General features: G+C 70.9%; 14 protein-coding genes. 6 read left to right on the forward strand and 8 right to left on the reverse strand.

Going from position 1 to position 11665, the window contains the following annotated elements; genetic code table 11:
• The first annotated feature begins 332 nt into the window (after positions 1-332).
• On the forward strand, positions 333-794 hold the full coding sequence (locus tag ACWENQ_RS15065) for a cupin domain-containing protein (protein ID WP_449919570.1): 462 nt from the start codon (positions 333-335) through the stop codon (positions 792-794).
• Positions 795-1197: 403 nt separating this feature from the next.
• On the opposite strand, the gene ACWENQ_RS15070 is transcribed toward ACWENQ_RS15065, so the two are convergent.
• Positions 1198-2082 (reverse strand): TIGR03620 family F420-dependent LLM class oxidoreductase, encoded by an 885-nt coding sequence (locus ACWENQ_RS15070; RefSeq protein ID WP_452414597.1) that lies wholly within the window; start codon positions 2080-2082, stop codon positions 1198-1200.
• A gap of 103 nt (positions 2083-2185) precedes the next feature.
• On the opposite strand from ACWENQ_RS15070, the gene ACWENQ_RS15075 reads away from it, so the two are divergent.
• Together ACWENQ_RS15075 and ACWENQ_RS15080 are read left to right on the forward strand one after the other, a co-directional pair.
• On the forward strand, positions 2186-2467 hold the full coding sequence (locus tag ACWENQ_RS15075) for an ArsR/SmtB family transcription factor (protein ID WP_452414598.1): 282 nt from the start codon (positions 2186-2188) through the stop codon (positions 2465-2467).
• A gap of 392 nt (positions 2468-2859) precedes the next feature.
• Entirely contained in the window at positions 2860-3414 is a 555-nt protein-coding gene (locus tag ACWENQ_RS15080; protein WP_449919564.1) for an NUDIX hydrolase, read from the forward strand.
• On the opposite strand, the gene ACWENQ_RS15085 is transcribed toward ACWENQ_RS15080, so the two are convergent.
• On the reverse strand, positions 3395-3691 hold the full coding sequence (locus ACWENQ_RS15085) for a hypothetical protein (protein WP_452414599.1): 297 nt from the start codon (positions 3689-3691) through the stop codon (positions 3395-3397). The genes ACWENQ_RS15080 and ACWENQ_RS15085 overlap by 20 nt on opposite strands.
• A gap of 147 nt (positions 3692-3838) precedes the next feature.
• Between ACWENQ_RS15085 and ACWENQ_RS15090 the strand changes: the two genes are divergently transcribed.
• Together ACWENQ_RS15090 and ACWENQ_RS15095 are read left to right on the forward strand one after the other, a co-directional pair.
• Positions 3839-4657 (forward strand): helix-turn-helix domain-containing protein, encoded by an 819-nt coding sequence (locus ACWENQ_RS15090; protein ID WP_354914969.1) that lies wholly within the window; start codon positions 3839-3841, stop codon positions 4655-4657.
• Positions 4654-4890, forward strand: coding sequence for a DUF397 domain-containing protein (locus ACWENQ_RS15095; protein ID WP_452414600.1), 237 nt, complete (start codon positions 4654-4656; stop codon positions 4888-4890). The genes ACWENQ_RS15090 and ACWENQ_RS15095 overlap by 4 nt, the downstream gene beginning before the upstream one ends.
• A gap of 390 nt (positions 4891-5280) precedes the next feature.
• Here the strand turns inward: ACWENQ_RS15095 and ACWENQ_RS15100 are convergent, their stop codons facing one another.
• The 6 genes from ACWENQ_RS15100 to ACWENQ_RS15125 all read right to left on the reverse strand — a co-directional run bounded on the left by ACWENQ_RS15100 (position 5281) and on the right by ACWENQ_RS15125 (position 10235).
• On the reverse strand, positions 5281-5454 hold the full coding sequence (locus tag ACWENQ_RS15100; protein ID WP_449919558.1) for a hypothetical protein: 174 nt from the start codon (positions 5452-5454) through the stop codon (positions 5281-5283).
• Positions 5451-6239 carry a hypothetical protein gene (locus tag ACWENQ_RS15105; protein ID WP_354914978.1) on the reverse strand — a complete coding sequence of 263 codons (789 nt, stop codon included), beginning with the start codon at positions 6237-6239 and terminating at the stop codon, positions 5451-5453. Before ACWENQ_RS15105 ends, ACWENQ_RS15100 begins: the two co-directional genes overlap by 4 nt.
• A gap of 114 nt (positions 6240-6353) precedes the next feature.
• Positions 6354-7169, reverse strand: coding sequence for a citrate/2-methylcitrate synthase (locus ACWENQ_RS15110; protein ID WP_452414601.1), 816 nt, complete (start codon positions 7167-7169; stop codon positions 6354-6356).
• Positions 7166-7918, reverse strand: coding sequence for a CoA-transferase subunit beta (locus ACWENQ_RS15115; RefSeq protein ID WP_452414603.1), 753 nt, complete (start codon positions 7916-7918; stop codon positions 7166-7168). The genes ACWENQ_RS15110 and ACWENQ_RS15115 overlap by 4 nt, the downstream gene beginning before the upstream one ends.
• The gene (locus tag ACWENQ_RS15120; RefSeq protein ID WP_449919548.1) at positions 7915-8811 is read right to left on the reverse strand and encodes a CoA transferase subunit A; all 897 of its coding nucleotides are present in this window, start codon (positions 8809-8811) and stop codon (positions 7915-7917) included. Before ACWENQ_RS15120 ends, ACWENQ_RS15115 begins: the two co-directional genes overlap by 4 nt.
• Positions 8796-10235 carry an aldehyde dehydrogenase family protein gene (locus tag ACWENQ_RS15125; protein WP_452414604.1) on the reverse strand — a complete coding sequence of 480 codons (1440 nt, stop codon included), beginning with the start codon at positions 10233-10235 and terminating at the stop codon, positions 8796-8798. The genes ACWENQ_RS15120 and ACWENQ_RS15125 overlap by 16 nt, the downstream gene beginning before the upstream one ends.
• A 288-nt stretch (positions 10236-10523) precedes the next feature.
• On the opposite strand from ACWENQ_RS15125, the gene ACWENQ_RS15130 reads away from it, so the two are divergent.
• Complete coding sequence (locus ACWENQ_RS15130) at positions 10524-11603, forward strand: extracellular solute-binding protein (protein WP_452414605.1); 1080 nt, start codon at positions 10524-10526, stop codon at positions 11601-11603.
• The last annotated feature ends 62 nt before the right edge of the window (positions 11604-11665 follow it).

The raw sequence follows: 11665 nt of genomic DNA on the forward strand, positions 1-11665 counted from the left end.
GGGAAACCCTCCGGTGCCACACCGCGCCCTCGTCGACCCGGTGGGGACCGGACCGAAAAGCGCTCACCCGCTCGCAGGCCAGGGCACTGGCGGTCCGAATGCCGAGCAGGCGTGGCTGGCGCCGAATGACGAACGGGCCTGGCTGGCGCCGAATGCCGAGCGGGCCTGGCTGGTCCCTATGGTGGCCGAGCGAACCCCAGGGAATGAGCGCCGCGCATCCTCCCAGGCACGCACGTTCCTAAGGCCTCCCGCGGCTCCTCCCAGGGCGGCTGGTAGCGCCGCGGTCTGGACCTGCTGGGACGTCTCGGACGCCGTCACCCGATAATGCAGGGATGATCGACAACGAGATGCCGCGCCCGTTACTGCGTCACCCCGAGGACGGCGAGCTGATCGACGTGGCGGGAGTGGCCCACTTCTTCCGGCTGACGGGCGAGCACACCGGCGGCCGCTTCGCGTTCGAGGAGTTCACCCTGGCGGGGGGCGTGGTCGGGGCCCGCCCGCACGTGCATCACGGTCACGACGAGTACTTCTACGTCCTGCGCGGCGACCTGACCCTGCACCACGGCGACGGTGAGGTGACAGTCGGCCCCGGCCACCTGCTCGCCGCCGCACGCGGCACCCCGCACGGCTTCCGCAACGCTGGGACGGAGCCGGTCCAGGCCCTGTGCCTCTACACGCCGGCCGGGTATGAGGGCTACTTCCGCGAGGTGCACGAGGCCGTGGCGGCCGGCGCGGAGGTGACCGACGAGCTTCTGGCGGAGTTCCGCGCCCGCCACCGCACCAGCTCGTTCTAGCGGGTGCCAGGCCCAGCCACGACAACAGGCCCAGCCGGGACAACCTGGGACGCCCGAGCCGTTGGGTGGCCGGAGCGGGCTGTGCAGGTCCGGGGACGATGGCGCCCCGCCTCGAGCGGACACGGTGACCGGCATCGCCAGCCGTGCCGCTCTCGTCGGCGGGCGGGCCGCGGCGCCGACGGTCGGTTCAGAGATTCGCCGTGGCGCCGACGGCCGATTCACCCGTCCACCGCGACATCAACAGCCGATCCAAAGGTCCACCGCGACACAGACAGCCAATTCAAACGTTCGCCGGGGAACCAGCGGCCGATCCGAAGGTCCACCGCGACACAGGCAACCGATTCAACGTTCGCCGGGGAACCAGCGGCCGATCCGAAGGTCCACCGCGGCGCCGGCGGGCGGTTCAGAGGTCCAGGGTGTCGGCGAGCCGGGTGAGTTGCCGCATGCCGTCGGCCATGTCGAAGCCGCCTGCCGTCAGCGGTTGCAGGGCGAGGTGGTCGGCGCCGGCGTCCAGGTGGGCCCGGACACGCTTGGCGACCGCCTGCTCGTCGCCCCAGGCCACGATCGCGTCCGCCAGGCGGTCGCTGCCGCCGTCGGTGAAGTCGGCGTCGGTGTAGCCGAGATCGCGCAGGTTGTTCAGGTAGTTGGGCAGGGCGAGGTAGTAGGCCATGTGCTCGCGCGCCGCCTGGCGGGCCTTCGCCGGGTCGGGCTCCAGGATGACGGCGAGCTCCGGCACCAGCAACCGTTCCTTGCCGAGGATCGCGCGGGCGCGGGCGGTGTGCTCGGGCGGGACGAAGTAGGTGTGCGCGCCGTCCGCCCTGTCCCGTGACAGCTCCAGCATCCTGGGCCGCAGCGCCGCCAGCAGCCGGGGGGCGTCACCGCCCGACACCATGCCCGTGGCCGCCGCGTCCATGCCGTCGAGGTAGGCGCGCATCGCCGTGAGGGGCTTGTCGTAGGAGTGGCCCCGCCCGGTGACGAGGCCGCCGTGGCTGACGCCGATGCCGAGCACGAACCTGCCTGGGTAGGCCTCACCGAGCGTGGCACGCCCGGCCGCCATCGCGGTGGCGTCGCGGGCCCAGATGTTGGCGATGCCGGTGCCGACCGCGATCCGCGTGGTCGCGGCGAGCAGCAGGGCGGCGCTCGCGAACGGCTCCCTGCTCGTGGAGTTCTCGTTGACCCAGAGGGTGGAGTAGCCGAGTTCCTCCAGCTCGGCGGCCGCCTCGCGGACGACCGGCGCAGGCGCCCTGCCGAACAGGGGATACCACACGCCGATCCGACCGTTGTCCATCACTGTCGCGACCTCTCGGGTAGGCTGTTCGATCGAGATGGAACATTACACGAGTGTTCGACAGCCGTCGAACAGAGGACGCCAGCTGACCCACGGCTCCCCCATGGAGGCCTCGTTGCAGGCGGCGCTCGACGCGCTGGCCGACCCGATCAGGCGGTCCATCGTGCGCGAGCTGGCGGAGGTGCCCGACTGGTCGCTGGCCTGCGGCACGTTCAAGGAGCTGCCGGTCGCCAAGTCGACCCTGAGCCACCACTTCACGGTGCTGCGCAACGTCGGCCTGCTCGAGCAGCGCGACGAGGGCGCCAGGCGGCTCAACCGGCTGCGCCGCGAGGAGTTCGACACCCGCTTCCCCGGCCTGCTCGCCCTGGTCCTGTCCGAGCACTGACCGTTTTCCTGACTCCCCTCCCCACCCGACCCCGTCCCGCCCGAACACCCACCACCTCCCCGGCCCGCCCGACCCGGTCCCGCCCGAACGCTGACCACCTTCCCGACCCCCACCCGTTCGAGCGCAGACCGGCAGGCGCAGACCGGCAGGCGCAGATGAGACCGATGAAGACGCGGCCGACGAAAGCCGGCTGGCGAAGACGGGGGCCGGCGAAAGGCGAGGCCCACGGATACAAGGCCGGCAGAGAACGAGACCGGCGCCAACGAGATCGGCGGAGACAAGGCCGATGAAGGAGCGAGCTCTCGATGCCACGTCGCCGGGAGACGCGAAGTCCTGCTGGAGTAGCGTGATCGACGGATGGTCACCGGTGACCACGGTGGCCTGTCGCGGGCGTGCCGTACAAGAGCGAGCGTGCCATAAGAGCGGGCGGGCCGTACAAGAGCGGGCGGGCCGTGCAAGAGGACGACGACCACGGGCAAGAGGACGACGAACGCGGGGGCGCGGTGAGCAGTGATCGGCCGGCGGCGCGGGTGGTGTGTCTCGATCGCGACGGCAGGGTGCTGCTGATGAACTGGTACGACCGGGTCAGCGGCGAGGCGATCTGGGAGCCTCCTGGAGGGGGGCTCGACCCTGGCGAGACGCCGCTGGAGGCGGCCAGACGCGAGCTGGCCGAGGAGACGGGCCTGCCGGGTGGCGCGGTTCAGGACAGGTGGGTCGCGGTGGATCGGGACTTCACGTGGCTGGGCGTTCGGTACGTGAAGGTCGAGCCGTTCTTCGTCGCCCGTTTCGACGAGGCGCGTCCCGGGGTGCGGCCGGGTGAGCTCACGGAGGAGGAGAGCGAGGCCTTCCTCGGCCACGGCTGGTTCAGCGCCGAGGAGCTGCGCTCACTGCCGGGCCGGCTCGATCCGCCGGAGCTGCCCGAGGTGATCAGGAGACTGAGCTGGTGACGTAGGCGGCGACCTGGTCGGCGTCGTGGAAGTCGGCGGTGCGCCCGTCGTCGTGTTCGACGTGGAACCCGCCGTCCACACTGATCTTCAGCGGGCCCGCGATGAGCACGGGCCCGCCGTGTTCAGGTGGGTCGTACCTGTTCTGCAGGAGCGTCAGCCGGAGGTGTCTGACCAGGAGCGCGCGTCTGCCGGCCTCGGCGAGCCGGTCCTGCACCCATCCCAGCTGCTGGATCTGTTCTTCTTCCACCCGTTGGGTGTAGATGGCACCCATAAGCACCACACATCCTTAGATCGGGGAGATTCCGCGGTCCGTGACCCCAGCCTGCATTCAAGTGACTACTCTAGGTATGGATTCCGGTCGCACACCTGGGGTGTGTGAACGCCGGCCCGCTTTTGTAGAACCTCTGTAGAACCGGAGCCCCCGATGCCTGCTGCACGCGAGCTCGATCCGAGCTCCAGCCCGCTGGCGTTCTTCGGCTCGGAGCTGAGGGAGTTCCGCACGCGTGCGGGCCTCTCCCAGGAGCAGTTGGCCGAGCGGTTGAGCTATTCGCTGTCCCTGGTCTGCGCGATCGAGCTGGCCAGGCGCACGCCGTCCCGTGACTTCGCCGAGCGCGCCGACGCGGTGCTCGAGACCGGCGGGTCGCTGCTGAGACTGTGGCCTCTGGTACGGCAGGCGGCCTACCCCGCCTGGTTCCGTCCGTGGCTGGAGATCGAGCAGACGGCGCGCACGTTGCAGACGTGGCAGCCGTTGCTGATCCCCGGCCTGCTGCAGACGGAGGACTACGCGCGGGAGATCTTCCGCAGGGAGCCCGCCGCCACGGCGGAGCAGGCGGAGGAGGCGGTGTCGGCGCGCATGACCAGGCAGGCGGTCCTGCACCGGCCCGATCCGCCGATGTACTGGGTGGTGCTGGACGAGTGGGTGGTCCGCAGGCCGGTCGGCTCGGCGGCGACGATGCGCGGGCAGGTGCGCGCGCTGCTGGAGTCGGCCGAGTTGCCCAACGTCACCGTGCAGGTCGTCCCTGTCGACGCCCAGGCGGTGCCGGGGTTGACCGGTGCCTTCGTCATCGCGAAGGTTCCCGGCGAGCCGGATCTCGTCTATCTGGAATCGGCGGGCGAGGGGTATGTCACCGATCGTCCCGTGGACGTCGAGTCCATCGCCCGCAGATATGACGTGATCAGGTCACTCGCCTTACCGGTTCACGCAAGTCTAAATTTGCTGTCGAAAGTGGAGGAGAGCATATGAATGACCTCACATGGCGTAAGGCCCGCCGTAGCGGTGGCAATGGCGGGGACTGCGTCGAAGTAGCCGTCCTCGACACGCCCGGGGACGGCGCCGCTCACAAGCCCGGCCAGGACAGGCTCTTCGTCCTGCGTGACTCCAAGGACCCCGACGGACCGAGACTGTTCTTCACCGAGGCCGAGTGGGAGGCTTTCCGGCTCGGCATGAAGGACGGCGAATTCGACGACCTGGCCTGATCCGGCGCCTGGTCCCTACCGCACACCCGGGCTCGCGGAGGCGTGCCGCGTGCCCGGCTCAGATCACTTCTGGCCGATCCCAGGGTGATCCGACCTCAGAACCCCTTGCTCGCCGCCTCGAGCGCAGGCTCGGCGGGCGTGTCGGGCCACGGCCGCGCGAGCGCGCCGGGTGGCCGACGCCCGCCTCCGCCGCCATGACGCCCGCCGGCCCGCGGAGCGGAGCCCCGAGGCACGCGGGCCCACCGGGCGGGCGGAGCCGCCGCGGCCCGCGGACCCACCGAGCGGGCACAGGCACACCGGCCCGCCGAGCGGAGCCCCCGGCACACCGGCCCGCCGAGCGGGCACAGGCACGCGGCCGTTACGCGTCGCACCCGCCCGGAGCGGCCGACCTCATGCCCTGCTGCCGCGCGCCGGCAGCGACCTGGCGGGTAGCGCGCGGGGAGCCGTGGCGGGCAGCGGCGTGTCCCGGGGCGGCAGCTGCCGCGCCGGCAGCGACCTCGCGGGCAGCGAGCGGGCAGGCAGGGTGCGAGCAGGCAGGGCCGGTCGCTCAGGCATCAGGCTCACGCGATCACCTCGTTGTGCGCGGTCGACATCAGGGCGCGCAGCAGCGGACCGCAGGCCCGCTCGTGCTCCGCCTCCACCGGCAGCCCTTGGGCCACCCTGGCATGGTAGAGCTCGCGTTCGAGCTCGTCGGTGTAGAGCTGCGCGGTCAGGCCGACGACCACGGTCACGCCGGTGCCGCCGCGCGGGATGACGGCGACGGCGTGGGTGCGCAGCCAGCTCTCGTCGGCTCCGCCGTACCAGCCGCACTTGACGGCCGCGTCGGGTACGGCCAGGGCCTCCCGCACGCCGAACGCCTGCCGCCCGGGCACCTCCCGCATCCACGACAGCACCTCGGCGGCCACGGGGTCGCCGGCGAGGGCGGCCTGGGCGAGGGCGGTGTAGGCGGTGGCGACCTCGGCGGCGGCGACCTCGACCGAGCCGAAGCGGGACGGGTCGCCGTTGCCCTGGGTCCAGGCCGCTCCCGTGCGCCGGTGGATCTCGGACAGGATCACCGCGGGCCCGACGGCCAGCCAGAGCGCCCTGGTGTCGCTGTTGGAGGAGGTCACGACGGCGGGCTCGGCGTGGGCGCGCCAGAACCCCTGGTCGGTGACGTGTGCCGCGGCGGCCCAGCAGTACAGGGGTTTGAGCAGCGAGGCGCAGCGGAGCCGTTCGAGGCCGTGGGTGAGCGTGATGGTGCGCGAGGGCACCGTGGCGGCGGGCCCGCTCACTCCCCTGGTGATCGCGGCGGCCTGTGCGCTCGCGCCCGGGCGCAGGTCACGCAGGGCCGCGGCGAAGCTCGTGCTCATCGGCCGATGTTACAACGGCCGTCCCCGTGACACGGCCGCCTCCGGGGCCACCTGGATCCAGGCGCCCGCGCGGATGCCGGCAAGCGCCCCGGAGTGGCCCCGAGGCCGAGGGGGTCAGCCGGACAGGGACCGGTCCGCGGGGCCGTCGTAGTGGTCGGGGCCCTGCATCGACAGGTCCAGCGGCTGCACCATGGGCGAGTTGGCCGAGGCGCGCCAGCCCTTCTCGCGCGTCGTCTCCTCGATGGAGTGCGCGCAGAGCGACAGCGACCTGCACACGATGAACAGCGCCTTCAGCTGGAGCGGCTCGTAGCCCATGTCCAGGCCGATGCATCCCATCGCGCCGGGTCCGTTGATCCAGATCCGCCGGCCGAAGACGTCCTCGGTGGCGTCCTCCATCGCGCGGGCGATCGCGACGTACCTGCCGGTGACGCCCAGGGAGTCCGACAGCTCCATGAGCCTGACGGTGCGCGGGTCGCGGATGTGCTGGGCGTGGTGGAAGCCGGGCATCCGCTCTCGCCGTTCCCGCATCTCAGCGACGATCTTGGCGGCGGCCTCGCGGTCGCTCAGCCCGTCCTGCTCGGCTCTGGCCGCCACGCCGAGGAACATCTCGGCAGGACGGTCAGCGGTGCCGTGCAGGCGGCCGATGCCGGCGACGCCCGCGGCGACGGCGGCGTTGAGCTCGGCGCCGCCCGCGGTGGCGAACCGGACGGTGGCGGAGGAGGGCGACATGGCGTGCTCGGCCATGTTGACCATGATCGCCTCGGTCATCCTGCCGACCTCGGGCGTGGGCAGCTCGCCCTTCAGCACCAGGTGGAAGTGCTCACCGAAGGAGATGGCGCCGGTCAGCTCGTTGACGTCGTAGCCGCGGATGACGATGCGGTCCTTGCTCTTCCATGCGATGGCCGTCTCCCAGGCGAACGGCTTCTTCATCGGGCGATCCTTTCGGGAAAGTACACGCACGCCGGGTCGATCTCCTCGCGCAGCAGGCGAAGCTCCTCGGGGTCCGGCGGCAGGACGGTCTCCAGCACGTCGGCGAACGCGGGCGCGAAACCCGTGTTGTCCAGGACGGCCTGCCGGGTGGCGCCCGGCATGAGCGCGGTGACGGTGAGGGCGCAGTCCTCGGCCTCCATGACGCACAGGTCGGTGACGACCTTCACGCGCAGCGGCCCGAGGCCCGCCTTGGCCCGTTCGCCGGGCCCGCCGAGGAAGCCGGGGCTGGTGACGTAGCCGCAGCGGGCGGGGAATCGGCGCCGCTCGTGGTCGGTGAGGATGACCACCTGCGAGCAGTGGCTGGCGATGTCGTTGGCGCCGCCGCTGCCGGGCAGGCGTTTGCCCGCGACGGTGGTCGAGTTGATGTTGGCGTACTGGTCGATCTCGGCGCCGCCGAGGAACCCGGTGCGCACGAGCCCGCGCTGCACGAGCCCGCCGAGCGCCTCGAACAGCGAGCCGTGGCGGGCGGCGCCGTGCATGAGCCTGGGGTCGACGACCGAGACGGGGGTGGGCACGACCTTGGGGAAGACCACGCCCGATTCGATCACCAGCTTGGCGCCGGGGGCGTGGGTCCGCTGCGCGAGCGTGGCGGCCAGCAGTGGGAGCCCGGTGCCGACGATCACGAGGTCGCCGTCGCGGATCTGCCGCGCTCCCTCGGCGACGAGCAGTTCTCTGGGAAGGGCGGTCACACCAGGCTCCTCATCCGGTCGGCCAGTGCCCCGCGGAGCCTTCCGTCGGCGTCCCTGGTGGCGAGGTACTCCTCGAAGGAGGCGCCGAGGTTGTCCGCGATCCACTCGCGCAGCGCCTCGTCACCGGCACGGCCGAGGCCCTGGTACTCCTTGATCTCCGCTTCGGCGAAGTCGTAGGCGCGGTAGACGGAGGTGGGGAAGGCGCCGAAGGGCTGCTCGACGACCGCCGTCACGTACGCCTCGGGGATCGTCACCTGCTCGGGGCGGTCGGAGAAGGACCCCGCGGGCAGCACCTGCTCGGCGGAGACGATCGTGACCCGGGCCGCGCGCACCATGTCGACCTCGTGCGAGGTCACCCCTTCGATCACGACGTTCCCCGCCGTGTCGGCCCGGTTGGCGTGGATGAGCGCCACGTCGGGGGCCAGCGCCCTGACCAGTACCAGCGGCCGGCCGCCGAACGGGTCCACCGACTCGACGGCGACGCCCGCGGCGACCATGTCGGCCAGCAGGTCGGTGCCGAGCAGGCTTCTGGTCGGCAGGTACGGCAGGCCGAGCGCCGCCGCGGCGAACCTGCTGGCCATGGCCAGGTGGGAGTGGTCGCCCACCGTCACCTCGCCGCGCTCGACCGCCCGCCGCCAGGCGAACAGCGTGCCGTATCGCTCCAGGTTGCCGGTGCCCTGCTCGGTGCGCACCACGAGCCGGGCGGCCACCAGCATGTCCAGCGGGAGCGACAGGTTGCACCCCACGACGGTCAGGCCGCCGACGCGCTGCCTGATGACCTCGTGGACCAGGGCCATGGGGCAGCGGTTGATGTTCTGGCCGCCCATCCCGACGGTGGCGCCGGAGGTCACGAACCGCCCGACCGCCTCGGCGGCGGTCAGTAGCTTATGCACGCCGACCGCCACTCGGTGTAGAAGTCCCAGACCTGCGGCGAGCACTCGGGCGGGCCGAACTGCGACAGTTTGGCGCCCATGTGCGGCAGGTGCGCGTAGGCGCCCACACCGGGCCTGTTGACGTGGAGCATGCCGGCCTCGAAGCGCTCGAGGGCCTCGAAGATGGTGGCCGGGTCCTGGGTGAAGATCGTGCCGCTCATGCCGTACTTCACCGAGTTGGAGATGCGCATGGCGTCGTCGAAGCCGTCGCAGTCGATCACCGAGAGCACCGGGCCGAAGATCTCCTCCTGGGCGATCTCGCTGTCCCATGGCACGTCGCGCAGCACGGTGGGCTGGACGAACCAGCCGTTGCCTGGGGCGCGCCCGCCGCCGGTGGCCACCTTGGCGCCCGCCTCCTGGGCGGTCTTGATCGCCTCCAGGCAGGCGTGCATGCGCGCCTCGTTGACGACGGGTCCGACGGCGGCCGTCTCGTCGGCGCCGGCTCCGACGCGCAGCGCGCCGACCTGCTCGACCAGCCGCGCGAGGAACTCCTCCTTCACCGCGACGTCCACGACGACCCTGGAGGTGGCGCTGCAGCGCTGCCCCGACTGGCCGAACGCGCCGAACACTGTGGCCTTGACCGCCTTGTCCAGGTCGGCATCCTTCAGTACGAGGACCGCGTTCTTGCCGCCGAGCTCCAGCTGGGTGCGCAGCAGGCGGGGCGCGCCGGCCTGGTGGATGGCCAGGCCCACGGGCAGCGATCCGGTGAAGCTGATGCCGGCCACGCCCTCGTGCGCGACCAGCGCCTCGCCCGCGGCGATGTCCCCCTGGACCAGGTTCAGCACGCCCGCGGGCACCCCGGCGTCGGCGAAGACCTCGGTGAGCAGGGCCGCGGTGAGCGGCGTGAACGGCGAGGGCTTGAAGACCGCGGCGCATCCGGCGAGGAGCGCGGGCGCGATCTTCCACATCGGGATGGCCAGCGGGAAGTTCCACGGCGTGATGAGCCCGACGACGCCGATCGGCGCGCGGAAGGTGTAGGAGAACGTGCGCGGCTCCTCGGCGGGCAGCGTCTCGCCCTTGAGCCTGCGCCCCTCCCCGGCGGTGAAGTCGAGGATGGCCAGCGCGCGCCTGACCTCGCCGCGCGCCTCCTTCATCAGCTTGCCCTGCTCGCGGGTGATCGCCTGGGCGAAGTCCTCGGCCCTGTCCTCCAGCAGGCGCTCGGCGGCCCGCAGGTGTTCGGCGCGCCTGATCGGGCCGAGCGCCTTCCACGCGGGCATCGCCGCGGTGGCGGCCTCGACCGCCAGCTCCACGTCCGCCCCGCCAGACTCGGCGAAGTCGCCGAGTTGGTCGGAGAGGTCGCCGGGGTTGAGGTTCGGCCGGGTCTGCCCGCTCTCGGGGGCACGCCATTCGCCTCCGATGTGGTTGAGCAGGTATCGACTCCCCATCGGGTTCCTTTCATCTCTCTCAGTCTTCTTCTCGTACGGCAAAGCCTCACGTCCCACCACGATTCGGACAAGTGGGATAAAACCGATGCCCCTCATAGAGAGGCGTTATACGGCTCGCCCTATAGCGCCGATAGACAAATGCGCATTGGCCATCCCGAATCACTGCACTAGACATTCGAGAAAGCCCGGCCTTGTAGGAGTTCACCCCGAATTCACCCGGGGGCCGACGCCGAGATACCCGACGAAGGCCATCATTCGGTGCGAAAAGGGCTGAGAAGGGTGGAAATCATGACTAATCTCCGTTCGGGAGTGGTGGCGGTCGCGTCCGCGCTGGCGCTGACCGCGTGCGGGTCCGGCTCGGGCGACTACGACTGGCAGGCCGCGCCGGACACCAGCAAGATCGCCGAGCAGGGCAAGGACCTGCCGACCTACGGCCTGGCCCCCGACTGGGCCAACTACGGCGAGGTGGTCAAGGCCTTCTGCGCCAAGCACAACGGCAGCTGCGCGCACAAGGACACCGACATGTCCTCGTCGGAGGAGATCGTCAAGTTCGACGCGGAGAAGGACAACCCGGTGGGCACGGCCAGCGACATCGGCCTGATGTGGGGCCCGATCGCCGAGGCCAAGGGCGTCGTGCCCGAGTACCTGCCGCCCTCGGCGGGCAAGCTCAAGGACTGGCAGAAGGGCAGGGGCGGCTGGGTGGCGACGTTCGTCGGCGCGCCCGCGTTCGTCGTCAACACCGACAAGGTGACCAACCCGCCGCGGAGCTGGGCCGACCTGCTCAAGCCCGAGTACCAGGGCCAGGTGGCCATCAAGAACCCGACCTCGTCGGGCACCGGGCAGGCCATGGTCGTGGCCGCCGCGATCGCCAACGGCGGCTCGGTGGACAACCTGGCACCCGCCTACGACTACTTCAGGAAGCTCACCGACGCCGGCAACATCAGCGCGGTCAAGATGAGCGAGGAGACCCTGGAGAAGGGCGAGGCGCCGATCCAGATCAACTACGACTTCAACGGCCTGGCCCAGCAGGCGGCGCTGAAGGCGAAGAACGTCGACGTCGAGGTGATCATCCCGAGCGACGGCTCGGTCTGGTCGCCATCCGGACTCATGATCAACAAGTACAACACCGGCAAGGGCGACTTCCTCAAGGCCTTCCTCGACTACGTGCTGTCCGACGAGGCGCAGACCATGTTCGCCAAGTTCGGCGCGCGGCCCGTCAGGGCGCTCAACGGTGATCTCCAACTGCCCGCCGACGCGAAGGCCAACTGGCTGCCCGAGTCGGCCTACGCCCCCGTCAAGGAGATCAAGATCACCCAGGTGAATCCCGAAAGCATCGTCGCCGACTGGGAGTCGAAGGTTCTCGCGTGACTGTGGGACAAGACGTGACTGTGGGACCACATGTGACCGCAGGGCAGGACGTGACTGCGGGC

The sequence above is a fragment of the Nonomuraea sp. NPDC004354 genome, from assembly GCF_053602555.1.